Raw genomic sequence first — 23,922 nt, 5'->3', positions numbered from 1 at the left:
CCCATGCCCTCACCCCCACCCGACACCCGAAGAAGTGCTCACCGCATCCAACGAGCGTCCCGGTCAAAGGTCACGCATTCGAAACCAGAACGACCGTCGCCCTGCTGCCTGCTGCTGTCCCACGCCGCGCACCGCCACCGCGACGCTCACTCACACACACCAGAACACGCTCAAGCGAGCGTTATACCTACGGCTACCAGGGCAACCAGCAGGTCCTGGACCAGATCCTGATCAGCCCGTCGATCCGGCGTGGCGGCGGCTTCGAGTGCGACAGCGTGCACATCAACTCGGAGTTCCACGACCAGATCAGCGACCACGACCCGCAGGTGCTGCGGTTCCGCCCGTAACACGTGAAGGCCACCGGGCGGGGCGCGGAGTGCGTCAGGTACTCGCGCAGGGTGTGCAGGTAGAAGCCGGTGTGCTTGTTCGCGCCGTCGTACTGGTTGTCCCAGTCGTCGGTGAAGATCCCGCTGTGCACATAGCGCACCCGGGCGCGGCGGCCGCCGTCGCGCGGTTCGACGGTGTGGTCGAGCTGGTTGAGCGGCTGGGCCGGCCTGCCGGTGTTCTCGCTGCGGTGGGTGTAGCGGTGCGGCGGGTCCCAGGCGGTGACCGTGGAGCCGAAGGCTCCGGCGCCGCCCACCCGGGGCTCGGACGGGTCCACCGGCCACAGCCGGCCGCCGGTGCCGGTGGTGATCGCCGCCCCCACCTCTCGGGCACCTCTGGGGTGGGGGCGGCCTTCGGCGGAAGCCGGTGAGTGCGCGGCCTCAGCAGTCGCGGCTGCGCCGGATCAGCAGTCCGGCCGTCACCAGCGCCGCGCCCACCACGAGCGCGACCATCAGCGGCCGCGGATTGCGGCGGCACGCCTGGACGGCGTTGCTCACGCCGGCCATCGGGGCGCTGTGCCCGGCCCGGCTCGCCGTGTCCTGGACCGTGTGCCCGGTCCGGGACGCGGTGTCCTGGACCGTGTGCCCGGCCCGCGACGCCGTGTCCTGGACCGTGTGCCCGGCCCGCGACGCCGTGTCCTGAACCGTGTGCCCGGCCCGCGACGCCGTGTCCTGCATCCGGTGGCCGGCGTGGCTCACCTTCTCCTGGACCCGGTGTCCGGCCTGCGCGGCGGTGCTGCGCAGCTGGACCGTCATCGCACCGGCCTTGTCCCTCAGGTCGGCCGCGCGGGCCTTGGCACGGCCCTTCACATCGGCCTTCGCGGCCAGCTCCTCGACGGTGTCGCCGAGCCGGCTCCTGGTCTCCTTTATCTGCTGCCGCAGTTCGTCGGGGCCTTTCGCGCCGGCGACCGGTGCCGATCCGCCGTCCGCCCCCTGCGTCCTGTCCGTCATCGGTGGTGCGCCCTTTCCTTGATCTCCTCGACATCCGCCTTGACGCTGCCGAGCGTCACCTCCGGCTTGGGCGGTGCGGCGTGGCGCAGCTGGGCGCGGCCGGTCAGGGCCAGCACGCCCGCGATCACGAACAGTACGCCCGTCACGATGAGCGCCGCGGCCCACACGGGCAGCGCCAGGGAGAGGGCGGCGACGCCCGTGCCGGCGAGCGCGATCAGCCCGACGTAGCCGATGGCGCCCGCCGCGCCCAGCAGTCCGCCGCCGCGCCCCATACGGCGCCCCTTCTGGGCCAGCTCCATCCTGGCGAGGGTCATTTCCTGCCGGATGAGCTGGGAAAGCTGTTCGGTTGCCTGGTGGACGAGTTCGCCCACCGGACGCTCGCCCGCCGGGTGGCCGCGCACCGCGCGGTGCTGCTCACTCTCAGGCCTCGCATCGATCGTCCCGGTCACGGTGTCCCGCCTCCTCTCGGTACCGGAACATCCGGGTACCCCGTGACGGATCGGCTACCCCCTGCCCGCGCCGCCGGGCCCGCGCTCGCCGAGGCGGGCCAGCTGGGTCTGGAACCAGTCGAGCCTCGCCTGCAGCAGGGCGGCCTCCGCGGCGAGTTCGGGCACACCGAGCCCGGCGGGCACGTCCGGTCCGCCGGGCGGGGCGGCTCCCGGCTGCGGCAGGCCGCCGCCCGCCACGGTCCGCAGCCCCTCCCCGGCCAGCCGGGCGAAGCCGGTGAGCGTCACGGCCGTACGGCCGCGCACGCACCCCGGGCAGGCGGCGGCCAGGGCCCGCCAGCCGGGCCTGCCCCAGCCCGCGTCGGCCAGCGCGGAGGCGGGCGCGCCGCACGCGCACGGTCCGACCGTCGCGGTGCGCACCCGCTGGCGGGCGTAGCGGAAGCCGCGCTCGAAGCGGATGTAGGCGCCGAGGACCGAGACCTCCAGCAGGACGGCCGTGCGGTGCTCGGCCGTGCACAGCAGGGCCTCGGCGTCGGCGCGTGCGTGCACGCAGTGGAAGCCGCAGTCGCACAGGCGGGCGGGTGGCCGGTGCCGGCGGCCGTAGACGCAGGACGCGTCCGCGAGGACGCCGTACGGCAGCGCGCCGCCGAGCGAGACACCGGTGAAGCCGGCCCGGGCGCCGCCCTGGGACAGCACCGGGTGGGCGATCTTGTATCCGGTCGGCGGCTCCGTCGGGCGCTCCGCGGGCAGCCGCAGCCTCATCGGGCGGCCGGCACCTCTTCGGGCGCTTCGGCCTGCGGCTCCTGGGTCTCCTGGGTCTCCTCGGGGACTTCGGGGACTTCGGAGGCTTCGGGGACTTCGGGGGCTTCCTCCTCGAAGACCGGCGGCTGCTCCTGCGCGACTCCGGTAGCCAGTGCCTTGCCGAGCTTCATGACGCCTCCCATGAGCTACCCATTGGTGACTTCATGCCCATGGTGACCCATGACGGACGAGTTTGGACATAGGGCGCGGTACGGCCACTCGCCCCCAAGGAAGAAACACTTACCGATATCCGGTAGGAGAATTAAGTGGATCTTTACGGTGCGGGCTGCCGAGACTGCTCCCATGACAACCATGACAACCGCAGCGACCGCCTCCGCCCCTCCCTTCGGCCGCGCCCTGTGCGCCATGGTCACGCCCTTCACCGCCTCGGGCGCACTCGACCTGGACGGCGCCCGGCGACTCGCCGGGCGGCTGGTGGCCGAGGGCTGCGACGGGCTCGTGCTCAACGGCACGACGGGCGAGTCGCCGACCACGACGGACGCCGAGAAGTCGGCGCTGGTGCGGGCCGTGCGCGAGGCGGTCGGGGACCGCGCCTCGATCGTCGCGGGCGTGGGCACCGCCGACACCCGGCACACGGTCGAGCTGGCGCTGGAGGCGGAGAAGGCGGGCGCCGACGGGGTGCTGGTGGTGACGCCGTACTACAGCAGGCCGCCACAGGACGCCGTGGAGGAGCACTTCCGCACGGTCGCGGACGCCTGCGGGCTGCCGGTGATGCTGTACGACATCCCCGGCCGCACCGGCACCCGCATCGAGCCGGAGACGATGCTGCGGCTGGCCGGCCATCCCCGGATCGTGGCGGTCAAGGACTGCTCCTACGACTTCCTCGGCACCCAGAAGGTGCTGGCCCGCACCGAGTTGGCGTACTACGCGGGCTGCGAGGAGCACATCCTCGCCCTGTACGCGGTGGGCGGCGCGGGGTACGTCAGCACGGTCGCGAACCTCGTCCCGCGCCAACTCCGCTCCGTGCTGGACGCGTTCGAGGCCGGCGACACGGCACGGGCGGCCCGTCTGCAGCAACGGGCCACCGAGCTGATCGAGTTGACGATGGCCGCCGGCCTGCCCGGCACGGTCACCGCGAAGGGCCTGCTGAACGGTCTGGGCCTGCCCGCGGGTCCCGTCCGGGCGCCGCTGCGGCCCGCCGGCCGGGAGACGGTCGACGGGCTGCGGGCGGCGTACGAGCGGCTGGTGGCGGAGCTGCCCTTCTGAGCCTCCCGCCGGTGCCGGATCATCAGTTGTGGCTGTGCTGAAGGGCCACCCTCGGGTTCACCAGGAGTGAGATCGTGTTCGACCGCGGCCGAGAAGTCTCCGGATGAGCAAGAGCGTGCCCATGGCGACCAGGGCCGCCCCCATGAAGATCAAGGCCACCCCGATGGCGATCAGAAACGTACCGATCAGGATCAGAAGCGCCCCGATCAGGACCAAGAGCGTCCCGATGATGAGGAGAAAGATCGCGAGGACGGTCACGGTTGCCTCCTGTCCTCCCTCCCGCTCTGACCCCTTCCCCGCTCCGGCGCAAACACTCCGCTTCACGATCACTGACGGCTTGCCGCGGCCAAGAGGGCAGCCCACGGTCCGCTGGTTTCGATCAGGACCAGTGCCGGGCCGCCCCTGGGCCGTGCGAGGTCGCCCGGCGCCGACCGAAAACGGCAGAAGCCCACGGCATTCGAGCTGGTCGGAGCTGTGGGCTTCTTCTGCCTCGCCGGTCGGCCGGCGGGCTGATCAGTGGACCGGCATGTGAGCGCCCTCCCGGGCCGTCCTCGGGCCGCGGAAAGGCGCTCAACGGTGACCAACGCCGACCGCTACCGACAGCTCGGCAGCAGGTCAGGGCGCTGATCGATGAGGCGGCCGCACGTCACGGCCGCCGGTGGTCAGTTGTGGCTGTGCAGGACCTCGTTCAGGCCGCCCCAGACCGCGTTGTTGGGGCGGGCCTCGACCGCGCCGGTGACCGAGTTGCGGCGGAAGAGGATGTGGGAGGCGCCGGAGAGCTCGCGGGCCTTGACGACCTCGCCGTCGGGCATGGTCACACGGGTGCCCGCGGTGACGTAGAGGCCGGCCTCGACCACGCACTCGTCGCCGAGCGCGATGCCCACGCCCGCCTCGGCGCCGATCAGGCAGCGCTCGCCGACGGAGATGATCACGTTGCCGCCGCCGGAGAGCGTGCCCATGGTGGAGGCGCCGCCGCCGATGTCCGAGCCGTCACCGATCACGACGCCGGCGGAGATGCGGCCCTCGACCATGGAGGTGCCGAGGGTGCCGGCGTTGAAGTTGACGAAGCCCTCGTGCATCACGGTGGTGCCCTCGGCGAGGTGCGCGCCGAGGCGGACGCGGTCGGCGTCGGCGATGCGGACGCCCTTGGGGATGACGTAGTCCGTCATGCGCGGGAACTTGTCGACGGAGGTCACCTGCAGGTGCAGGCCCTCGGCGCGGGCGTTCAGGCGCACCTTCTCGACGTCGTCGACGGCGACCGGGCCGAGCGAGGTCCAGGCGACGTTGGCGAGGAAGCCGAAGATGCCGTCCAGGCTCAGTCCGTGCGGCTTGACCAGCCGGTGGGAGAGCAGGTGCAGGCGCAGGTAGGCGTCGTGCGCGTCGACCGGCTTCTCGTCGAGCGAGGCGATGACCGTGCGGACCGCGACCACCTCGACGCCCCGGCGGGCGTCCGGTCCGATCGCCGCGGCCGCGCCGCCGCCGAGCAGCTCCGCGGCCCGCTCGGCGGACAGCCGCTCGGTACCGGCCGGGCCGGGCTCGGCCGTCAGTTCGGGCGCGGGGAACCAGGTGTCGAGAACGGTGCCGTCGGAGGCGATCGTGGCGAGTCCGGCGGCCACGGCGCCGGTGGTGCGGGGAGCAGTCGTGTCGGTCATGGAAGGAAACCTAACCCGCCCCCGCGCGCACCGGCGAACCGGTGCCGTCACCGTCTCGTGTGCCGGTCGGCGCGGCCGGGCTCCCGCCCCGGATCAGTGGGCCCCGCCCAGGTTCAGCACCACCACCCCGCCGACGATCAGCACGATCCCGGCGACCTTGGTCAGGGTCAGCGCCTCGCTGAAGAGCACCAGCCCGATCGCGGCCACGGCCGCGGTGCCGACGCCGGACCAGATCGCGTAGGCCGTGCCGATGGACAGGGTCTTGAGGGTCTGGGCCAGCAGCAGGAAGGAGACGACGTAGCCGACGAGCGTCACCAGTGAGGGCCCGAGTCTGCTGAAGCCCTCGCTGTACTTCATGGCGGTCGTGGCGACGACTTCCGCGGCGATGGCGGCGGCGAGCAACAGGTATCCCATACGGGGAGCGTAGAGAGCGCGGTGCACGGCCGTGCACGGTGGGTGAAACGGCGCAACGGACGGTATGCCGGGGGATCTTGAGAACTCAGGGACATCGCTCGCCGGAAACGGCCCCGCCCAGGCCGCTTGGCCCACTGGTGTTCCGGGGTTCAACCACCGCCCCCACATCCCGGCTGCGTCCCCCCTGGGCTCCGCCTGGCGGGCGGCCTGGCCTGGGCACCCACAGGGCATGGGAAACGGCGAGGTCCCCGCGGACCTCGCCGTTTTCCGTGTGCTCGTTCGCTCGTGGAGCTCGGGGATCTCAGACGTTGAAGCCCAGAGCCCGCAGCTGCTCGCGGCCGTCGTCCGTGATCTTGTCCGGGCCCCACGGGGGCATCCAGACCCAGTTGATGCGCAGCTCGTTGACGATGCCGTCCGTGGCGGACTTGGCCTGGTCCTCGATGACATCCGTCAGCGGGCAGGCCGCCGACGTCAGGGTCATGTCGACGGTCGCGATGTTCGACTCGTCGACGTGGATGCCGTAGATCAGGCCCAGGTTGACGACGTCGATGCCCAGCTCGGGGTCGACGACGTCCATCAGGGCTTCCCGGACCTCCTCCTGAGAGGCCGGCTTCATCTCCACGGTCTCGCTCATGCCGTCTTCCTTTCGGCGTCGGCGCCGTCCAGCGCCTGGGCCGTCGCGTCCTTCCAGGCCATCCAGCTCAGCAGGGCGCACTTGACCCGGGCCGGGTACTTGGACACCCCGGCGAACGCCACCGCGTCCTCCAGGATGTCCTCCATCGCGTCGTCGGGCTCGATCCTGCCCTTGGACTGCATCAGCTCCAGGAAGGTCTCCTGGATCCTCTGCGCCTCGGCCAGCTCCTTGCCGACGAGGAGTTCGTTCAGTACGGAGGCCGAGGCCTGGCTGATGGAGCAGCCCTGGCCCTCGTACGAGACGTCTTTGATCGTGGTGCCGTCGTACTTCACGCGAAGGGTGATCTCGTCGCCGCACGTCGGGTTCACGTGGTGCACCTCGGCGTCGCCATCCCGCAAGCCCCGCCCGTGCGGGTGCTTGTAGTGGTCCAGGATGACTTCCTGGTACATCGAGTCCAGCTTCACGCGTCAGCCCCTCATCCGAAGAAGTTCCTTACGTGCTCCAGGCCGTCGACCAGTGCGTCGATCTCGGCCGGCGTGGAGTACAGATAGAACGACGCTCGCGTGGTCGCGGGAATTCCGTACCGCAGGCAGACGGGCCGCGCGCAGTGGTGGCCCACGCGCACCGCGATGCCCTGCTCGTCGAGGACCTGACCCACGTCGTGCGGGTGGATGTCGCCGAGCGTGAAGGAGATGGCGGCCCCGCGGTCCTCGGCCGTGGTCGGGCCGATGATCCTGAGGTCGGGGACCTCCGCCAGCCGCTTCACCGCGTACTCGGTGAGCGCGTGCTCATGGGCGAGGATCCTGTCCATCCCGATCGCGCTCAGGTAGTCGATCGCCGCGCCCAGTCCGACCGCCTGCGCGATCGGCGGGGTGCCCGCCTCGAACTTGTGCGGGGCGGGGGCGTACGTCGACGAGTGCATCGACACCGTCTCGATCATCTCGCCGCCGCCGAGGAACGGGGGCAGGTCCTCCAGGAGCTCCTGGCGGCCCCAGAGCACGCCGATGCCGGTCGGGCCGCACATCTTGTGGCCGGTGAAGGCCACGAAGTCGGCCTGCAGGGCCTGCACGTCCAGCGGCATGTGCGGGGCGGCCTGGGAGGCGTCGACGCAGACCAGGGCGCCGACCTCCTGCGCCCGGCGCACTATCGCCTCGACGGGGTTGAGGGTGCCGAGGATGTTGGACACCAGCACGAAGGAGACGATCTTCGTCTTCTCCGTGATGACCTCGTCGATGTTCGACAGGTCCAGGCGGCCGTCGTCGGTCAGGCCGAACCACTTCAGCTTCGCGCCCGTGCGCTGCGCGAGCAGCTGCCAGGGAACGATGTTGGAGTGGTGCTCCATCTCCGTGATGACGATCTCGGTCTCGTGGTCCACGCGGTAGGGCTCGTCGGCCCAGCCGAGCATGTTCGCCACGAGGTTGAGCGACTCGGAGGCGTTCTTGGTGAAGATCACCTCGTCGCGGCTGGGCGCGTTGATGAACGACGCGACCTTGTCGCGCGCGCCCTCGTACAGCGCCGTGGCCTCCTCGGCGAGCACATGCACACCGCGGTGGACGTTGGCGTTGTAGCGCTCGTAGTACTCGCTCAGGGCGTCCAGCACCTGGCGCGGCTTCTGCGAGGTCGCCGCGTTGTCCAGGTACACGAGCTTCCTGCCGTCGTGGACCAGCCGGTCCAGGGCGGGGAAGTCCTTGCGGAGCGCCTCGGTGTCGAGGAGGCCCGGCAGCTGTGTCACGCGGATGCGCCACCCTTCACGTATGCCTCGTAGCCCTCGTTCTCCAGCTTGTCCGCGAGCTCCGGGCCGCCGGACTCGACGATGCGGCCGTCGGCGAAGACGTGGACCTGGTCGGGCTTGATGTAGCGCAGGATGCGCGTGTAGTGGGTGATCAGCAGGGTGCCGACCTGGCCGTTGTCACGGACCCGGTTCACGCCCTCGGACACGACGCGCAGGGCGTCGACGTCCAGGCCGGAGTCGGTCTCGTCGAGCACCGCGATCTTCGGCTTGAGCAGCTCCAGCTGGAGGATCTCGTGCCGCTTCTTCTCACCACCGGAGAAGCCCTCGTTGACGTTGCGCTCGGCGAAGGCGGGGTCCATGTTGAGGCGCGCCATGGCCTCCTTGACCTCCTTCACCCAGTGACGCAGCTTGGGGGCCTCGCCGCGGATCGCGGTCGCGGAGGTGCGCAGGAAGTTGGAGACCGAGACGCCGGGGACCTCGACCGGGTACTGCATGGCCAGGAACAGGCCCGCGCGGGCGCGCTCGTCGACGGACATCTCCAGGACGTCCTCGCCGTCCAGGGTGACCGTGCCGCCCGAGACGGTGTACTTGGGGTGGCCGGCGAGGGCGTAGGCGAGGGTCGACTTGCCCGAGCCGTTGGGGCCCATGATGGCGTGCGTCTCGCCCTGCTTCACGGTGAGGTCGACGCCCTTGAGGATCTCCTTCGTGGCGTTGTCGGCCTCGACGGTGACGTGCAGGTCTCGGATTTCAAGCGTTGCCATGGGTGCCTCAGGACTCCTGGGTGAGGGAGACGAGCACGTCGTCCCCTTCGATCTTTACGGGGTATACGGGGACGGGGCGCGTCGCGGGGAGCGCGTCGGGCTTGCCGGAGCGGAGGTCGAAGCGCGAGCCGTGCAGCCAGCACTCGATGTGGCAGTCGTCGACCTCGCCCTCGGCGAGCGAGACGTTCGCGTGCGAGCAGATGTCGTAGATCGCGAACACCTCGCCGTCGGTGCGCACGACGGAGATGGGCGTGCCGTCGAGTTCCACCCGCTTCGGGGTGTCCTCCTCCAGCTCGTCCAGTCCGCAGACGCGTACAAAGGCGGGGCTCATGCGACCGCTGCCTCCAGCTCCTCGTCGATCTTGGCGATCAGGCGCTCCTGGAGGTCGGCGACGCCGATCTGCTGGACCAGCTCGGCGAAGAAGCCGCGGACCACCAGGCGGCGGGCCTCCTGCTCCGGGATGCCACGGGCCATCAGGTAGAAGAGCTGCTCGTCTTCGAAGCGGCCGGTGGCGGAGGCGTGGCCGGCGCCGACGATCTCGCCGGTCTCGATCTCCAGGTTCGGCACGGAGTCGACCCGGGCGCCGTCGGTCAGCACCAGGTTGCGGTTCATCTCGTAGGTGTCGGTGCCCTCGGCCTTGGCCTCGATCAGCACGTCACCGATCCACACGGCGTGCGCGTCGTCGCCCTGGAGCGCGCCCTTGTAGGCGACGTTCGACTTGCAGTGCGGGGTGTTGTGGTCGACGAAGAGGCGGTGTTCCTGGTGCTGGCCCGCGTCGGTGAAGTACAGGCCGAAGAGCTCGGCCTCACCGCCGGTGCCGGCGTAGGTGACACGCGGGTGCAGGCGTACGACGTCGCCGCCGAAGGTGACCACGAAGGACTTGAAGGTGGCGTCCCGGCCGATCAGCGCGTTGTGCTGGCCGACATGGACGGCCTTCTCGTCCCAGTCCTGGACGGAGACGACGGTCAGCTTGGCGCCGTCGCCGAGCAGGTAGTCGACGTTGGCGGCGAGGACCGCGTCACCGGTGTGGTCGATGACGACGACGGCCTCGGCGAAGGCCCCGAGCTCGATGACCTGGTGGGCGTAGGCGACCCCGCCCTGGCCGTGCACTGCGATGCGGATCGGCTCGGTCAGGACGGCCTCCTCGGGGACGGTCACGACCGAGGCCTTCTCGAAGGCGGAGTAGGCCTGGGCGGCGACGCGGTCCACCGGGGTGCCCGCCTTGCCGAGCCGCGCGTCGTCGCGGCCGACGGTCTCGACGGTGACCCCCTCGGGGACCTGGACGTCCACCTTCACGCCCTCGCCGGTGGCGGTCGCGGTGCCGTCGTGCAGGCCGCGCAGCCGCTCCAGCGGAGTGAACCGCCACTCCTCCTCGCGGCCGTGCGGGACCGGGAAGTCCGCCACGTCGAAGGAGGGCGGCGCACTCATGCGCGTGGCGACGGTCGACTCGGCGGCGACCGCGATCTGACCGGCGGTCGCGGAACCCACCGGGATGTTCTGGGCCTCAGCCATGGCTGTCGTAATGCTCGCTTTCTTGCGTATGGGCTTGACGGGGGCTGCGGTGGGCGGTCAGCCGACCGCACCCTCCATCTGCAGCTCGATCAGCCGGTTGAGCTCCAGCGCGTACTCCATGGGCAGCTCCTTGGCGATCGGCTCGACGAAGCCGCGCACGATCATCGCCATCGCCTCGAACTCGGAGAGGCCGCGGCTCATCAGGTAGAAGAGCTGGTCCTCGGAGACCTTGGAGACGGTGGCCTCGTGGCCCATGGACACGTCGTCCTCGCGGACGTCGACGTACGGGTACGTGTCCGACCGGGAGATGGTGTCGACCAGCAGCGCGTCGCACAGCACGTTCGACTTCGACCCGGCCGCGCCCTCGCCGATCTCGACCAGACCGCGGTACGACGTACGGCCGCCGCCGCGCGCCACGGACTTGGAGACGATGTTGGAGGACGTGTTCGGCGCCATGTGGACCATCTTGGACCCGGCGTCCTGGTGCTGCCCCTCGCCCGCGAAGGCGATGGAGAGGGTTTCACCCTTGGCGTGCTCGCCCATCAGGTAGACGGCCGGGTACTTCATCGTCACCTTGGAGCCGATGTTGCCGTCGATCCACTCCATGGTCGCGCCCTCGTAGGCCACGGCGCGCTTGGTGACCAGGTTGTAGACGTTGTTCGACCAGTTCTGGATGGTCGTGTAGCGGCAGCGGGCGTTCTTCTTGACGATGATCTCGACGACGGCGCTGTGCAGCGAGTCGCTCTTGTAGATCGGCGCGGTGCAGCCCTCGACGTAGTGCACGTAGGCGCCCTCGTCGACGATGATCAGGGTCCGCTCGAACTGGCCCATGTTCTCCGTGTTGATGCGGAAGTAGGCCTGGAGCGGGATCTCCACGTGGACGCCCGGCGGGACGTAGATGAAGGAGCCGCCGGACCACACGGCGGTGTTCAGCGAGGCGAACTTGTTGTCACCGGCCGGGATGACCGTGCCGAAGTACTCCTTGAAGAGCTCGGGGTGCTCCTTCAGGGCGGTGTCGGTGTCGAGGAAGATGACGCCCTGCTCCTCCAGGTCCTCGCGGATCTGGTGGTAGACGACCTCCGACTCGTACTGCGCGGCGACACCGGCGACCAGGCGCTGCTTCTCCGCCTCGGGGATGCCGAGCCGGTCGTACGTGTTCCTGATGTCCTCGGGCAGGTCCTCCCAGGACTCCGCCTGCTTCTCCGTGGAGCGCACGAAGTACTTGATGTTGTCGAAGTCGATCCCCGACAGGTCCGAGCCCCAGTTCGGCATGGGCTTCTTCTCGAAGAGCCTCAGGCCCTTGAGACGCAGCTTGGTCATCCACTCCGGCTCGGACTTCTTCGCCGAGATGTCACGGACGACGTCCTCGTTCAGACCGCGCCGGGCAGAGGCGCCGGCCGCGTCGGAGTCGGCCCAGCCGTATTCGTAGTTGCCCAGGCCCTCGAGTTCGGGGTGGGCAGTCTCCGTGGGGAGAGTCATGCGGGGTTCCTCCCGGCCGTGCTTGCGGATGCGTTGTTGCTTGAGTGGTCGTTCTGGGATGTCTGGGATGTCTGGGGGATGTACGTCGTGCAGACGCCGTCGCCGTGCGCGATGGTCGCCAGCCGCTGGACGTGGGTCCCCAGCAGCTCGGCGAAGATCTCCGTCTCCGCCTCGCACAGCTGCGGGAACCGCTCCGCGACGTGGGCCACCGGGCAGTGGTGCTGGCAGAGCTGCTCACCCTTGTGCGGGAGGGGCGCGCTGCGCGCCGTAGCAGCGTACCCGTCCATGCTGAGGGCCTTCGCCAGCGCTTCCGTCCGCTGGTCGGGGCCGACCGCCTCGATCGCCTTGCGGTACGCGCTCGCCTGCGCGGCGACGCGGGCCCGGGCGAAGGCGGCGACCGCCTCCGGCCCGCCCTCCCGCTCGGCGATCCAGCGGAGCGCGTCCACGGCGAGCTTGTCGTACGACTGGTCGAAGGCGTCCCGGCCGCAGTCGGTGAGCGCGAAGACCTTGGCGGGCCGGCCGCGCGTCCGCGCCCCGTACACCCGCTGCTCCCGCGCTTCCACCACGTCGTCGGTGACCAGGGCGTCCAGGTGGCGCCGCACGGCGGCCTGGGTGAGCCCCAGTCGGCCGGCCAGCTCGGCGACGGTCGACGGGCCGTGGTCCAGGATGGACCGCGCGACCCGGTTGCGCGTGGAGCGCTCCCCGGTTGCGAACTCCTCCTGCCGGGTCCCCGCGGGGGTTTCCCGAGCCTCGCCAACGTTTTTCACAACGCCATTGTTGCGTAATTCCTCGGAGACTGACAAGCGGCGTTGATCCAGACGGGCGTGCACTGCGTCACTTAGGGTTACCTAACGCAACCTGCGGGGACGATCTCCGGACGGTCCGGGAGTCCGCACCCGCGCGTCCGGGCGCCCGGACGCGTCCCTAGACTCTGGGTTCATGCGAAGTGAGCCCGTGGTGCAGGTTCAGGCTCTGGTGAAGCGGTACGGCGCGAAGACCGCGGTGGACGGCCTCGACCTGGTGGCCCAGGCGGGTGTGACCGCCGTGCTCGGTCCCAACGGCGCGGGCAAGACGACGACGGTCGAGACCTGCGAGGGGTACCGGCGGCCGGACTCCGGCACCGTGCGCGTCCTGGGCCTCGACCCCGTCCGCCAGTCGGCCGAGCTGCGGCCCCGGATCGGCGTGATGCTGCAGTCCGGGGGGGTGTACTCGGGAGCGCGGGCGGAGGAGATGCTGCGGCACGTCGCCAGACTGCACGCCCATCCGCTGGACGTGGACGCCCTCGTCGAACGGCTCGGGCTCGGCAGCTGCGGGCGGACCTCCTACCGCCGGCTGTCCGGCGGACAGCAGCAGCGGCTCGCGCTCGCCATGGCCGTCGTCGGCCGGCCCGAGCTGGTCTTCCTCGACGAGCCGACCGCCGGGCTCGACCCGCAGGCCCGCCGGGCCACCTGGGACCTCGTACGCGATCTGCGCGCCGACGGCGTGTCCGTGATCCTCACCACCCATTACATGGAGGAGGCCGAGCAGCTCGCCGACGACGTCGCCATCATCGACGCGGGCCGGGTCATCGCCCAGGGCTCCCCGGAGGAGCTGTGCCGCGGCGGCGCCGAGAACACCCTGCGCTTCACCGGCCGTCCCGGGCTCGACGTGGGCTCCCTGCTCAAGGCGCTGCCCGCCGACTGCACCGCCGCCGAGCTGACCCCGGGCGCCTACCGGGTCGTCGGCAAGGTCGACCCGCAGCTGCTCGCGACCGTGACGTCCTGGTGCGCGCAGAACGGGGTGATGCCGGACCGGATCTCGGTCGAGCGGCACACGCTGGAGGACGTCTTCCTGGAGCTGACCGGCAAGGAGCTGCGCTCATGACCCTCGCCACCGGTACGGGTACGTACACCCCGAAACCCGGCGCGGCCCCGCTGCCCCGCATGATCGCGGCGCAGGCGGCGCTGGAGACGAAGATGCTGCTGCGCAACGGCGAGCAGCTGCTGCTGACCGTCGTCATCCCCACCCTGCTGCTGGTGCTGTTCAGCTCCGTGGACATCGTGGACACCGGCGCGGGCAGGGCCGTGGACTTCCTCACCCCCGGGATCCTCGCCCTCGCCGTGATGTCGACGGCGTTCACCGGGCAGGCCATCGCGACCGGCTTCGAGCGGCGCTACGGCGTGCTGAAGCGGCTGGCCGCCTCGCCGCTGCCGCGCTGGGGCCTGATGACCGCCAAGACGGTGTCCGTGCTGGTCACCGAGGTCCTGCAGATCGCGCTGCTGACCGTGATCGCCTTCGCGCTGGGCTGGTCGCCGCACGGCAACCCGTTCGCCGTGCTCCTGCTGCTGGTCCTCGGCACCGCCGCCTTCTCCGGGCTGGGCCTGCTGATGGCGGGCACGCTCAAGGCCGAGGCCACCCTGGCCGCCGCCAACCTGGTCTTCCTGCTGCTGCTGGTCGGCGGCGGCGTGGTCGTACCGCTGGAGAAGTTCCCGGCCGGCGCGCAGGACGTGCTGGGCCTGCTGCCCATCTCGGCGCTGTCCGGCGGACTGCGGGACGTGCTCCAGCACGGCGCCGGAATGCCCTGGGGCGACCTGGGGATCCTCGCCGTCTGGGCGGTGGCGGGTCTCGCCGCCGCCGGAAAGTTCTTCCGCTGGGAGTAGGGCGCCATGGACCCTCGTGAAAGTGTGCACAAGCAGCGGCCTACGATGGAACGCGTGCCGAACCTGACCCGCGCCGACGCCTCAGCCGCCGTGCGCAATCCGCTCGCCTTCATCGCCGCACGCTGGACCCCGCACCCGAGGACCGTCCAGCGGGCGGCCCTCGCCGCGCTCGTCATGGCGGTCGTCATCGTCGTCACCGGCGGCGCCGTCCGCCTGACCGGCTCGGGCCTCGGCTGCCCGACCTGGCCCAAGTGCACCGAGGACTCGCTGACCACCACCAGCGAGATGGGCCTGCACGGCGTGATCGAGTTCGGCAACCGGATGCTGACGTACGTGCTGTGCGCCGCCGTCGGCTGGGCGATCGTCGCCGCGCGCTCCCAGAAGCCGTGGCGGCGCAGCCTCACCCGGCTGGGCTGGGCGCAGTTCTGGGTGGTCATGGGCAACGCGGTGCTCGGCGGCGTCGTCGTCCTCGTCGGCCTGAACCCGTACACCGTCGCCGCGCACTTCCTGCTCTCCTCGGCGCTGATCGCGGTCGCCACGGTGATGTGGCAGCGCACCCGTGAGGGCGACGCGGCGCCGCGCCCGCTGGTCGGCAGGCCGATCCAGCAGCTGGTGGGGTTCCTCGTCCTCGCGAGCGTGCTGCTGATCCTGGTCGGCACGGTGGTGACGGGTGCCGGGCCGCACGCGGGCGACTCCCAGGAGGTCGCCCGTATCCCGATCGACTGGCAGACGGTCGCCAAGCTGCACGCCGTGCTGGCGTGGATCGTGGTCACGCTGACGTTCGCCCTGTGGTTCATCCTCAAGGCCGTCGACGCGCCGAAGGCGCCGTCGGCGCGGACCCGCGAACTGTTCCTGGTCCTGCTCGCCCAGGGCACCCTGGGTTACACCCAGACCTTCCTGCACCTGCCCGAGGTCCTGGTGGGCCTGCACATGCTGGGCTCGTGCGTGATGTGGATCTGGGTCCTGCGGGTGCTGCTGTCGCTGCGCGAGCGCCCCGAGGTGGTGACCGACCTGCCGGGCCCGGCGGCCGAGCCCGCCCTGACGAAGGCCTGAGGCCGCCGCTCGGCCTTCTGGATGTGACGGATGTGGCCCGGGGCCGCGGGACGACTCCCGCGGCCCCGGGCCACGCCGTTGGTTCAGCCGTTCCTCGAGCCGCCCACCTGGATGCCCGCCATGCGGCTCCACTCGTACGGGCCGGTCCTCACCTTGGCCGCGAACTCGCCGTCGAACGTCTCGTGGACGGTGATCCCGGACTTCTCCACCGCCGTCTTCGCGATGGCGTACGTGGGGGCCACCAGGTCGCCCCAGGTGCCGTCCTCACCGACGAGGACGATGCGGGCGCCGCGCTGTCCGAGGTACGCGACCTGGCCCTCGGCGCCGCCGTGGGCCTTGGAGAAGGAGCCGATCCGCTGGGCGAGGCGGGTCGCCTTGCGCTCGGCCTTGGGGTCAACCTGCTGCGTGTCTGCCATGGCCAGGATGCTACCGGCGGGTAGATCAAACGGCGACGGGCGGGGCGGGTGGCCTTGACCACCTGCCCCGCCCGGAAACCGCGAGACCGTGCGGGACGTCAGCGCAGGAACGGGTCCACCGCCACCGCCACGAACAGCAGCGAGACGTAGGTGATGGACCAGTGGAACAGCCGCATCTCCTTCAGCTTCGCGCCCGCCACCTCGGCCTTGGCCCGGTTCTGCAGGGCGTGCGCCTCCCACAGCCACCAGCCGCCCGCCGCCAGCGCCACCGTCGTGTAGAACCAGCCGGTGTAGCCGAGCGGGGTCAGCAGCAGCGAGACCGCCACCATCACCCAGCTGTAGATCACGATCTGCCGGGCGACCACCTTGTTGGAGGCGATGACCGGCAGCATCGGCACGCCCACGCGCGCGTAGTCCTCGCGGACCTTCATCGACAGCGGCCAGTAGTGCGGCGGCGTCCAGAAGAAGATGACGAGGAAGAGGACGACCGGCGCCCAGGACAGCGAGTCGGTGACCGCGGACCAGCCGATCAGCACCGGCATGCAGCCGGCGATGCCGCCCCACACGATGTTCTGCGCCGTGCGCCGCTTGAGGATCATCGTGTAGACGACGACGTAGAAGAGGAGCGCTCCGAGCGACAGCCACGCCGACAGCCAGTTGACGGCGAGGCCGAACAGCAGCGTGGAGACGACCGCCAGCGTGATGCCGAAGACGAGGCACTCGCGCGGGCTGACCATGCCGGTCACCAGCGGCCGCTGCGAGGTGCGGTCCATGAGCGCGTCGATGTCGCGGTCGATGTACATGTTCAGCGCGTTGGCGCCGCCCGCGGACAGGTAGCCGCCGACGCAGGTGAGCAGCACCAGCGTCAGGTCGGGCACACCCTGCTGCGCCAGGAACATCACCGGAACGGTGGTGATCAGCAGCAGCTCGATGATCCGCGGCTTGGTCAGCGCCACGAACGCCTTGACACGGGCCCCGAACGGCCGGCGGCTCGGCTTCTGGCTCGCATCGAGCACCACCCCCGCTGGACGGGATTCGACGGCCGTCACGCACACCCCTGACAGAGACATCCCAGCGAGCCCGGGCCGTGTGAGTGCACGGTGAAGGCTCGCGCGTACCACGCCACTGTAGACGTTGCCCAGATCCGGACATTCGCGGGGGTGGGGTCGTGTTGGCACGGGCTCCTGGCGAGCTCGATTGAGCGATCGGGTGAACGGTTGCGTATTGAGTTGCCGAACACCGTTCTGGCCGGTCGGGAGGCGGATAGTGAACAGTCCCGGCGGTCTGGATCGACTCGAAAAAACGCACGTCCTCACGGGGGTAGGCTCGACAAAGGCCCGCCGACGCCGATAACGCCGGCAGCCGGTGCGCGTGACGCATCTGCATCCGACTTGTGGAGAGGAGCCCTGACCCAGGGTGAGTACCAAGCCGACCACCACAGACTTCGAGTGGACCGAGTTGGACCAGCGTGCGGTGGACACCGCGCGCCTCCTGGCCGCCGATGCCGTACAGAAGGTCGGCAACGGCCATCCCGGCACGGCGATGAGCCTGGCTCCCGCCGCCTACACCCTCTTCCAGAAGGTGATGCGGCACGACCCGTCCGATCCTCAGTGGGTGGGGCGCGACCGCTTCGTGCTGTCCGCCGGCCACTCCTCCCTGACCCTCTACACCCAGCTGTACCTGGCCGGCTTCGGTCTGGAGCTGGACGACCTGAAGTCCTTCCGCACCTGGGGCTCCCGGACGCCGGGCCACCCGGAGTACGGGCACACGCCGGGCGTGGAGACCACGACCGGTCCGCTCGGCCAGGGTGTCGCCAACGCGGTGGGCATGGCGATGGCCGCCCGCTACGAGCGCGGCCTGTTCGACCCCCAGGCCCCGGCCGGCGAGTCCCCGTTCGACCACTTCGTCTACTGCATCGCCGGTGACGGCTGCCTGCAGGAGGGCATCTCCGCGGAGGCGTCCTCGCTGGCCGGTCACCAGAAGCTCGGCAACCTGATCCTGCTGTGGGACGACAACCACATCTCGATCGAGGGCGACACCGAGACCGCGGTCTCGGAGGACACGGCGCTGCGGTACGAGGCCTACGGCTGGCACGTGCAGCGCGTGGAGCCGAAGGAGAACGGCGACCTCGACCCGCAGGCGATCTTCGCGGCGATCGAGGAGGCCAGGGCCGTCACCGACCGGCCGTCCTTCATCGCCATGCGCTCGATCATCGCCTGGCCGGCCCCGAACGCGCAGAACACCGAGGCCGCACACGGCTCGGCGCTGGGCGAGGACGAGATCGCGGCCACCAAGCGGCTCCTCGGCTTCGACCCCGAGCAGCACTTCGAGGTCTCCGACGAGGTGCTCGGCCACACCCGGCAGGCCGTGGAGCGCGGCCGGCGGGCCCGGACGGAGTGGGAGAAGTCCTTCCAGTCCTGGCGCGAGGCCAACGCCGAGCGGGCCGCCGAGTACGACCGCGTCGCCAAGGCGGAGCTGCCCACCGGCTGGGACGAGAAGATCCCGGTGTTCGAGACGGGCAAGGGCGTGGCCACGCGCGCGGCGTCCGGCAAGGTGCTCCAGTCCCTGGGCGAGGTGATCCCGGAGCTGTGGGGCGGCTCGGCCGACCTGGCCGGCTCGAACAACACGACGATCGACAAGACGTCGTCGTTCCTGCCCGAGGGCAACCCGCTGCCGGAGGCGGACCCGTACGGGCGCACGATCCACTTCGGCATCCGTGAGCACGCGATGGCCGCGACGATGAACGGCATCACGCTGCACGGCAACACCCGCGTCTACGGCGGCACCTTCCTGGTGTTCTCCGACTACATGCGCAACGCGGTGCGCCTGTCCGCGCTGATGCACCTCCCGGTGACGTACGTGTGGACGCACGACTCCGTCGGCCTGGGCGAGGACGGCCCCACCCACCAGCCGGTCGAGCACCTGGCCTCGCTGCGCGCCATCCCGGGTCTGAACATCGTCCGCCCGGCCGACGCCAACGAGACCGCGATCGCCTGGCGCGAGATCCTGCGCCGCTGGACCAAGGAGTTCGGCAAGGGCGCCCCGCACGGCCTGGCGCTCACCCGCCAGGGCGTGCCGACCTACGAGCCGAACGACGACGCCGCGCGCGGCGGTTACGTGATGTTCGAAGCCGAAGGGCCCGACGGGCAGAACACCGAGGCGCAGGTCATCCTGATCGCCACCGGCTCCGAGGTGCACGTGGCGGTCGAGGCGCGCGAGCGGCTGCAGGCCGAGGGCGTTCCCACGCGGGTTGTGTCCATGCCGTCCGTGGAGTGGTTCGAGGAGCAGGACCAGGGGTACCGGGACAGCGTGCTGCCGCCGGCCGTCCGGGCGCGTGTCGCGGTCGAGGCGGGTGTCGGGCTCACCTGGCACAAGTACGTGGGGGACGCCGGCCGGATCGTCTCCCTGGAGCACTTCGGTGCTTCGGCCGACGCCAAGACGCTCTTCCGCGAGTACGGCTTCACCGCCGAGAACGTCGCCGCCAAGGCGAAGGAATCGATCGCGAAGGCCCGGGAATCCCTCGCCGCCGCCCAGCGCTGACGCTCACATACGACACGTAGGAGATGCATTTTCCATGACAGACGCACTCAAGCGCCTCTCCGATGAAGGCGTCGCGATCTGGCTGGACGACCTGTCGCGCAAGCGGATCACGTCCGGCAACCTCGCCGAGCTGATGGACCAGCAGCACGTCGTGGGCGTCACCACCAACCCGACGATCTTCCAGAAGGCGATCTCGGAGGGCGACGGCTACGACCAGCAGCTCTCCGACCTGGCCGCCCGCCGGGTCACCGTCGAAGAGGCCATCCGCATGATCACCACGGCGGACGTCCGGGACGCCGCCGACATCCTGCACCCCGTCTTCGACGCCACCGACGGCCGGGACGGCCGGGTCTCCATCGAGGTCGACCCGCGCCTGGCGCACGACGCCAAGGCGACGGTCGCCGAGGCCCGCCAGCTGGCCTGGCTGGTCGACCGCCCCAACACCCTCATCAAGATCCCGGCCACCCAGGCGGGTCTGCCGGCGATCACCGAGACCATCGCCAACGGCATCAGCGTCAACGTCACGCTGATCTTCTCCCTCGAGCGCTACCGCGCGGTCATGGACGCCTACCTCAGCGGCCTGGAGAAGGCGCGCGAGAAGGGCCTGGACCTCTCCGGGATCCACTCGGTGGCGTCGTTCTTCGTCTCCCGCGTGGACACCGAGATCGACCGGCGCATCGACGAGCTCGGCACCGACGAGGCCAAGGCGCTGCGCGGCAAGGCGGGCGTGGCCAACGCGCGCTTGGCCTACCAGGCGTACGAGGAGGTCTTCGGCTCCGACCGGTGGAGCGCGCTGGAGCGGGAGGGCGCGAACAGGCAGCGCCCGCTGTGGGCGTCGACCGGGGTGAAGGACAAGGCGTACAAGGACACCATGTACGTCGAGGAGCTGGTGGCGCCGAACACGGTGAACACCATGCCCCAGGCCACCCTGGAGGCCACCGAGGAGCACGGCGAGATCCGCGGCGACGCCGTCAGGGGCACCTACGAGCAGGCCCGCGCCGACCTGGACGCGCTGGAGAAGCTCGGAATCTCCTACGCCGACGTGGTCCAGGTCCTGGAGGACGAGGGCGTCGAGAAGTTCGAGGCGTCCTGGAACGACTTGTTGAAGTCGACCGAGGCGGAGCTGGAGCGCCTCGCCCCCGCGGAGGACTGAGGACCTTGGCGCCCCTTCCCGTCACCGGAGCGAACCCGCTCCGTGACCCCGCCGACCGACGGCTCCCGCGTATCGCGGGGCCGTCGGGCCTGGTCATCTTCGGCGTCACGGGCGACCTGTCGCGCAAGAAGCTGATGCCGGCCGTGTACGACCTCGCGAACCGGGGTCTGCTGCCGCCGGGCTTCTCGCTGGTCGGCTTCGCCCGCCGCGACTGGGAGCACGAGGACTTCGCCCAGGTGGTGCACGACGCCGTCAAGGAGCACGCGCGCACGCCGTTCCGCGAGGAGGTCTGGCAGCAGCTCCTGCAGGGGATGCGCTTCGTGCAGGGCACCTTCGACGACGACGAGGCGTTCGAGCGGCTGCGCGGGACGATCGAGGAGCTGGACAAGGCGCAGGGCACGGGCGGCAACTTCGCCTTCTACCTGTCGGTGCCTCCGAGGTCCTTCCCCGTCGTCATCCAGCAACTGAAGAAGCACGGCCTGGCCGACCAGACGTCCGGCTCCTGGCGGCGCGCGGTCATCGAGAAGCCGTTCGGCCACGACCTGAAGTCGGCCGAGCAGCTCAACAAGGTCGTGCACGAGGTGTTCGCCCCGGAGCAGGTCTTCCGCATCGACCACTACCTGGGCAAGGAGACCGTCCAGAACATCCTGGCGCTGCGCTTCGCCAACACGATGTACGAGCCGGTGTGGAACCGGTCCTTCGTGGACCATGTGCAGATCACCATGGCCGAGGACATCGGCATCGGCGGCCGGGCCGGGTACTACGACGGGATCGGCGCCGCCCGGGACGTCATCCAGAACCACCTGCTGCAGCTGCTCGCGCTGACCGCGATGGAGGAGCCCGCCTCCTTCGACGCGGACGCGCTGGCCGCGGAGAAGACCAAGGTGCTCGGCGCGGTGAAGCTGCCCAAGGACCTGGGCAGGTCCACGGTGCGCGGGCAGTACGCGGCCGGCTGGCAGGGCGGCGAGAAGGTGATCGGCTACCTCGAGGAAGAGGGCATAGACAAGCAGTCGAAGACCGACACCTACGCGGCCGTCAAGCTGGGGATCGACAACCGCCGCTGGGCGGGTGTCCCCTTCTACCTGCGCACCGGCAAGCGGCTGGGCCGCCGGGTCACCGAGATCGCGGTCGTCTTCCAGCGGGCGCCGCACTCCCCCTTCGACACCTCGGCCACCGAGGAACTCGGGCAGAACGCCATCGTCATCCGCGTCCAGCCGGACGAGGGCGTCACCGTCCGGTTCGGCTCCAAGGTGCCGGGCACGTCGATGGAGATCCGGGACGTGTCGATGGACTTCGCCTACGGCGAGTCCTTCACGGAGTCCAGCCCGGAGGCGTACGAGCGCCTCATCCTGGACGTGCTGCTCGGCGACTCCAACCTCTTCCCGCGCACCGAGGAGGTCGAGCTGTCCTGGAAGATCCTCGACCCGATCGAGGAGTACTGGGACAAGCACGGCAGGCCCGCGCAGTACCCGTCGGGGACGTGGGGGCCCGCCGAGGCGGACGAGATGCTCGCACGAGACGGACGGAGCTGGCGCCGGCCATGAAGATAGATCTGACCGACACCACGTCCAGCAAGATCAACAAGGCGTTGGTGCGGGGTCGCCGGGCGATCGGCACCCCGGCCGTCGGCATGGTGCTCACCCTCGTCATCGTCACCGACGAGGAGAACGCCTACGACGCGCTGAAGGCCGCCGGCGACGCCTCGCGCGAGCACCCCTCGCGTCTGCTGGTGGTCATCAGGCGGGTCTCGCGCACGCTCCGCGACCGTACCGCCTCGCGGCTGGACGCCGAGGTGCGGGTGGGCGCGGACGCGGGCACCGGCGAGACGGTGGTGCTGCGGCTGTACGGCGAGGTCGCCGACCACGCCCAGTCGGTGGTGCTGCCGCTGCTGCTGCCCGACGCGCCGGTCGTCGTGTGGTGGCCGGTGAACGCCCCGCTGGATCCGGCCAAGGACCCGCTGGGCGCTCTGGCGCAGCGCCGGGTCACCGACACCTACGCCTCCGAGCAGCCGGTGCGGGAGCTCTCGGCGCGCGCCCAGGCGTACACGCCGGGCGACACGGACCTGTCGTGGACCCGGATCACGCCCTGGCGCTCGATGCTGGCCGCCGCCCTCGACCAGGTCACCTGCGAGGTCAGGGCCGTGGAGGTGGAGGGCGAGGAGTTCAACCCGAGCTGCGAGCTGCTGGCGATGTGGCTCGCGGACCGGCTGGACGTGCCGGTGAAGCGCTCCCCGTCCACCGGGCCGGGGCTGACCGCGGTCCGCATGGACACCAGCTGCGGCCCGATCGCGCTGGACCGGGCCGACGGCCGTCTGGCGACCCTGTCCGTCCACGGACAGCCGGAGCGCGCGGTGGCGCTGAAGCGGCGCGACACGGCCGAGCTGATCGCGGAGGAGCTGCGCCGGCTGGACCCGGACGACACGTACGCCTCGGCGCTGAAGTTCGGCGTGGAGAGGCTGAACGCTCCCCCGGCTCCCGCGGCTCCCCCGGCTCCCGCGGAGGAACCGGTCGCGGTGCCCGTGGCGAAGGAGGAGGCGGCGAAGTGAGCACTCCGCAACTGGTCGTCCACCGGGACAAGGAGCTGATGGCGCAGGCCGCCGCGGCCCGCCTGATCACCCGGATCGTGGACGCGCAGGCGTCCACGGGCTCGGCGTCCGTGGTCCTCACCGGCGGCCGCAACGGCAACGGCGTACTGGCCGCCCTGGCGGCCGCGCCCGCCCGGGACGCGATCGACTGGGGCCGCCTGGACCTGTGGTGGGGCGACGAGCGGTTCCTGCCGGAGGGCGACCCGGAGCGCAATGTCACCCAGGCCCGCGAGGCCCTGCTGGACTCCGTACCCCTGGACCCCAAGCGCGTGCACGCCATGCCCGCGTCGGACGGTCCTTACGGCGCGGACGTGGAGGCGGCGGCGGAGGCCTACGCCGAGGAGCTGGCCCGCGCGGCCGGTCCCGAGAACCACGGCGCGGTCCCGACGTTCGACGTCCTGATGCTGGGCGTGGGCCCGGACACCGCGAAGGGCGGCTGGTGGACGGCGTTCGCCAACCCGGCGCAGCTCTCGTTCGACAACTACTCGGCGCTGCTGAAGAACGCGGGCATGACGCAGGCGTTCTGGAACACCGTGCTGATCTCG

26 protein-coding genes and 1 pseudogene are annotated in these 23,922 nt (G+C 70.6%); 9 read left to right on the top strand and 18 right to left on the bottom strand.

The window, feature by feature from the left end; all coding sequences use genetic code 11:
• Positions 1–343: 343 nt before the first annotated feature.
• The 5 genes and pseudogenes from C1I97_RS08940 to C1I97_RS39770 all read right to left on the bottom strand — a co-directional run.
• Positions 344–706 (bottom strand): annotated as a pseudogene (locus C1I97_RS08940) (SRPBCC domain-containing protein); the annotation flags it as partial.
• 58 nt (positions 707–764) lie between these two features.
• The gene (locus C1I97_RS08935) at positions 765–1,334 is read right to left on the bottom strand and encodes a DUF3618 domain-containing protein (RefSeq protein ID WP_111002688.1); all 570 of its coding nucleotides are present in this window, start codon (positions 1,332–1,334) and stop codon (positions 765–767) included.
• Positions 1,331–1,783, bottom strand: coding sequence for a phage holin family protein (locus tag C1I97_RS08930; RefSeq protein ID WP_111002687.1), 453 nt, complete (start codon positions 1,781–1,783; stop codon positions 1,331–1,333). The genes C1I97_RS08935 and C1I97_RS08930 overlap by 4 nt, the downstream gene beginning before the upstream one ends.
• Before the next feature lie 54 nt (positions 1,784–1,837).
• Positions 1,838–2,542: a hypothetical protein gene (locus C1I97_RS08925; protein ID WP_111002686.1), complete on the bottom strand. Its 705-nt coding sequence runs from the start codon at positions 2,540–2,542 to the stop codon at positions 1,838–1,840.
• Entirely contained in the window at positions 2,539–2,712 is a 174-nt protein-coding gene (locus C1I97_RS39770) for a hypothetical protein (RefSeq protein WP_181446646.1), read from the bottom strand. The genes C1I97_RS08925 and C1I97_RS39770 overlap by 4 nt, the downstream gene beginning before the upstream one ends.
• 181 nt (positions 2,713–2,893) lie before the next feature.
• On the opposite strand from C1I97_RS39770, the gene dapA reads away from it, so the two are divergent.
• Positions 2,894–3,808 (top strand): 4-hydroxy-tetrahydrodipicolinate synthase, encoded by a 915-nt coding sequence (dapA, locus tag C1I97_RS08915; RefSeq protein WP_181446645.1) that lies wholly within the window; start codon positions 2,894–2,896, stop codon positions 3,806–3,808.
• A gap of 57 nt (positions 3,809–3,865) precedes the next feature.
• On the opposite strand, the gene C1I97_RS08910 is transcribed toward dapA, so the two are convergent.
• The 11 genes from C1I97_RS08910 to C1I97_RS08860 all read right to left on the bottom strand — a co-directional run bounded on the left by C1I97_RS08910 (position 3,866) and on the right by C1I97_RS08860 (position 12,759).
• The gene (locus C1I97_RS08910; RefSeq protein ID WP_111002683.1) at positions 3,866–4,066 is read right to left on the bottom strand and encodes a hypothetical protein; all 201 of its coding nucleotides are present in this window, start codon (positions 4,064–4,066) and stop codon (positions 3,866–3,868) included.
• Positions 4,067–4,470: 404 nt separating this feature from the next.
• Positions 4,471–5,460 carry a 2,3,4,5-tetrahydropyridine-2,6-dicarboxylate N-succinyltransferase gene (gene dapD / locus C1I97_RS08905; protein ID WP_111002682.1) on the bottom strand — a complete coding sequence of 330 codons (990 nt, stop codon included), beginning with the start codon at positions 5,458–5,460 and terminating at the stop codon, positions 4,471–4,473.
• Between the two features lie 93 nt (positions 5,461–5,553).
• Positions 5,554–5,874, bottom strand: coding sequence for a DMT family transporter (locus C1I97_RS08900; protein WP_111002681.1), 321 nt, complete (start codon positions 5,872–5,874; stop codon positions 5,554–5,556).
• Between the two features lie 301 nt (positions 5,875–6,175).
• Complete coding sequence (locus C1I97_RS08895; RefSeq protein ID WP_111002680.1) at positions 6,176–6,508, bottom strand: metal-sulfur cluster assembly factor; 333 nt, start codon at positions 6,506–6,508, stop codon at positions 6,176–6,178.
• On the bottom strand, positions 6,505–6,972 hold the full coding sequence (gene sufU, locus C1I97_RS08890) for a Fe-S cluster assembly sulfur transfer protein SufU (RefSeq protein ID WP_111002679.1): 468 nt from the start codon (positions 6,970–6,972) through the stop codon (positions 6,505–6,507). Before sufU ends, C1I97_RS08895 begins: the two co-directional genes overlap by 4 nt.
• Positions 6,973–6,983: 11 nt before the next feature.
• Complete coding sequence (locus tag C1I97_RS08885) at positions 6,984–8,240, bottom strand: cysteine desulfurase (protein WP_111002678.1); 1,257 nt, start codon at positions 8,238–8,240, stop codon at positions 6,984–6,986.
• On the bottom strand, positions 8,237–9,001 hold the full coding sequence (gene sufC / locus C1I97_RS08880) for a Fe-S cluster assembly ATPase SufC (protein WP_111002677.1): 765 nt from the start codon (positions 8,999–9,001) through the stop codon (positions 8,237–8,239). The genes C1I97_RS08885 and sufC overlap by 4 nt, the downstream gene beginning before the upstream one ends.
• Before the next feature lie 7 nt (positions 9,002–9,008).
• Positions 9,009–9,332 carry a non-heme iron oxygenase ferredoxin subunit gene (locus C1I97_RS08875; protein ID WP_111002676.1) on the bottom strand — a complete coding sequence of 108 codons (324 nt, stop codon included), beginning with the start codon at positions 9,330–9,332 and terminating at the stop codon, positions 9,009–9,011.
• Positions 9,329–10,513: a Fe-S cluster assembly protein SufD gene (gene sufD, locus C1I97_RS08870; RefSeq protein WP_111002675.1), complete on the bottom strand. Its 1,185-nt coding sequence runs from the start codon at positions 10,511–10,513 to the stop codon at positions 9,329–9,331. Before sufD ends, C1I97_RS08875 begins: the two co-directional genes overlap by 4 nt.
• A gap of 57 nt (positions 10,514–10,570) precedes the next feature.
• Positions 10,571–11,992, bottom strand: coding sequence for a Fe-S cluster assembly protein SufB (gene sufB / locus C1I97_RS08865; RefSeq protein ID WP_111002674.1), 1,422 nt, complete (start codon positions 11,990–11,992; stop codon positions 10,571–10,573).
• The gene (locus C1I97_RS08860) at positions 11,989–12,759 is read right to left on the bottom strand and encodes a helix-turn-helix transcriptional regulator (RefSeq protein WP_111002673.1); all 771 of its coding nucleotides are present in this window, start codon (positions 12,757–12,759) and stop codon (positions 11,989–11,991) included. Before C1I97_RS08860 ends, sufB begins: the two co-directional genes overlap by 4 nt.
• Before the next feature lie 172 nt (positions 12,760–12,931).
• Here C1I97_RS08860 and C1I97_RS08855 point away from each other — a divergent pair, with 172 nt between their 5' ends.
• The 3 genes from C1I97_RS08855 to C1I97_RS08845 are packed head-to-tail and all read left to right on the top strand — an operon-like array spanning position 12,932 to position 15,684.
• The gene (locus C1I97_RS08855) at positions 12,932–13,855 is read left to right on the top strand and encodes an ABC transporter ATP-binding protein (RefSeq protein ID WP_111002672.1); all 924 of its coding nucleotides are present in this window, start codon (positions 12,932–12,934) and stop codon (positions 13,853–13,855) included.
• Positions 13,852–14,631 (top strand): ABC transporter permease, encoded by a 780-nt coding sequence (locus C1I97_RS08850; protein ID WP_111002671.1) that lies wholly within the window; start codon positions 13,852–13,854, stop codon positions 14,629–14,631. Before C1I97_RS08855 ends, C1I97_RS08850 begins: the two co-directional genes overlap by 4 nt.
• Positions 14,632–14,676: 45 nt before the next feature.
• Entirely contained in the window at positions 14,677–15,684 is a 1,008-nt protein-coding gene (locus C1I97_RS08845; protein WP_111002670.1) for a COX15/CtaA family protein, read from the top strand.
• An 83-nt stretch (positions 15,685–15,767) separates the two neighbouring features.
• On the opposite strand, the gene C1I97_RS08840 is transcribed toward C1I97_RS08845, so the two are convergent.
• Both C1I97_RS08840 and C1I97_RS08835 read right to left on the bottom strand, forming a co-directional pair.
• Positions 15,768–16,100, bottom strand: coding sequence for a hypothetical protein (locus tag C1I97_RS08840; protein ID WP_181446644.1), 333 nt, complete (start codon positions 16,098–16,100; stop codon positions 15,768–15,770).
• Positions 16,101–16,198: 98 nt separating this feature from the next.
• Positions 16,199–17,170, bottom strand: a complete 972-nt coding sequence (locus tag C1I97_RS08835) for a heme o synthase (protein ID WP_181446643.1) — start codon at positions 17,168–17,170, stop codon at positions 16,199–16,201.
• 346 nt (positions 17,171–17,516) lie between these two features.
• On the opposite strand from C1I97_RS08835, the gene tkt reads away from it, so the two are divergent.
• The 5 genes from tkt to pgl all read left to right on the top strand — a co-directional run.
• Positions 17,517–19,640, top strand: a complete 2,124-nt coding sequence (tkt, locus tag C1I97_RS08830; RefSeq protein ID WP_111002668.1) for a transketolase — start codon at positions 17,517–17,519, stop codon at positions 19,638–19,640.
• A 34-nt stretch (positions 19,641–19,674) separates the two neighbouring features.
• Positions 19,675–20,793, top strand: a complete 1,119-nt coding sequence (gene tal, locus C1I97_RS08825; RefSeq protein ID WP_111002667.1) for a transaldolase — start codon at positions 19,675–19,677, stop codon at positions 20,791–20,793.
• A 5-nt stretch (positions 20,794–20,798) separates the two neighbouring features.
• On the top strand, positions 20,799–22,337 hold the full coding sequence (zwf, locus tag C1I97_RS08820; RefSeq protein ID WP_111002666.1) for a glucose-6-phosphate dehydrogenase: 1,539 nt from the start codon (positions 20,799–20,801) through the stop codon (positions 22,335–22,337).
• The gene (gene opcA / locus C1I97_RS08815) at positions 22,334–23,338 is read left to right on the top strand and encodes a glucose-6-phosphate dehydrogenase assembly protein OpcA (protein ID WP_111002665.1); all 1,005 of its coding nucleotides are present in this window, start codon (positions 22,334–22,336) and stop codon (positions 23,336–23,338) included. Before zwf ends, opcA begins: the two co-directional genes overlap by 4 nt.
• Positions 23,335–23,922, top strand: a 588-nt coding sequence (gene pgl, locus C1I97_RS08810) for a 6-phosphogluconolactonase (protein WP_258382485.1), incomplete at its 3' end; no start/stop codon positions are given. The genes opcA and pgl, both read left to right, overlap by 4 nt.

The organism is Streptomyces sp. NTH33, from assembly GCF_003236365.1.
Taxonomy (GTDB): domain Bacteria; phylum Actinomycetota; class Actinomycetes; order Streptomycetales; family Streptomycetaceae; genus Streptomyces.
This window is presented reverse-complemented; position numbering and strand designations above follow the sequence as displayed.

Coding starts and splice junctions, on each gene's coding strand:
- C1I97_RS08875 (WP_111002676.1), bottom strand. CDS start 9,332: ATGAGCCCCGCCTTTGTACGCGTCTGCGGACTGGACGAGCTGGAGGAG.
- tal (WP_111002667.1), top strand. CDS start 19,675: ATGACAGACGCACTCAAGCGCCTCTCCGATGAAGGCGTCGCGATCTGG.
- C1I97_RS08935 (WP_111002688.1), bottom strand. CDS start 1,334: ATGACGGACAGGACGCAGGGGGCGGACGGCGGATCGGCACCGGTCGCC.
- C1I97_RS08850 (WP_111002671.1), top strand. CDS start 13,852: ATGACCCTCGCCACCGGTACGGGTACGTACACCCCGAAACCCGGCGCG.
- C1I97_RS08925 (WP_111002686.1), bottom strand. CDS start 2,542: ATGAGGCTGCGGCTGCCCGCGGAGCGCCCGACGGAGCCGCCGACCGGA.
- dapA (WP_181446645.1), top strand. CDS start 2,894: ATGACAACCGCAGCGACCGCCTCCGCCCCTCCCTTCGGCCGCGCCCTG.
- C1I97_RS08855 (WP_111002672.1), top strand. CDS start 12,932: ATGCGAAGTGAGCCCGTGGTGCAGGTTCAGGCTCTGGTGAAGCGGTAC.
- dapD (WP_111002682.1), bottom strand. CDS start 5,460: ATGACCGACACGACTGCTCCCCGCACCACCGGCGCCGTGGCCGCCGGA.
- C1I97_RS08845 (WP_111002670.1), top strand. CDS start 14,677: ATGGAACGCGTGCCGAACCTGACCCGCGCCGACGCCTCAGCCGCCGTG.
- C1I97_RS08900 (WP_111002681.1), bottom strand. CDS start 5,874: ATGGGATACCTGTTGCTCGCCGCCGCCATCGCCGCGGAAGTCGTCGCC.
- C1I97_RS08840 (WP_181446644.1), bottom strand. CDS start 16,100: ATGGCAGACACGCAGCAGGTTGACCCCAAGGCCGAGCGCAAGGCGACC.
- opcA (WP_111002665.1), top strand. CDS start 22,334: ATGAAGATAGATCTGACCGACACCACGTCCAGCAAGATCAACAAGGCG.
- C1I97_RS39770 (WP_181446646.1), bottom strand. CDS start 2,712: ATGAAGCTCGGCAAGGCACTGGCTACCGGAGTCGCGCAGGAGCAGCCG.
- C1I97_RS08895 (WP_111002680.1), bottom strand. CDS start 6,508: ATGAGCGAGACCGTGGAGATGAAGCCGGCCTCTCAGGAGGAGGTCCGG.
- C1I97_RS08835 (WP_181446643.1), bottom strand. CDS start 17,170: ATGTCTCTGTCAGGGGTGTGCGTGACGGCCGTCGAATCCCGTCCAGCG.
- sufB (WP_111002674.1), bottom strand. CDS start 11,992: ATGACTCTCCCCACGGAGACTGCCCACCCCGAACTCGAGGGCCTGGGC.
- sufC (WP_111002677.1), bottom strand. CDS start 9,001: ATGGCAACGCTTGAAATCCGAGACCTGCACGTCACCGTCGAGGCCGAC.
- sufD (WP_111002675.1), bottom strand. CDS start 10,513: ATGGCTGAGGCCCAGAACATCCCGGTGGGTTCCGCGACCGCCGGTCAG.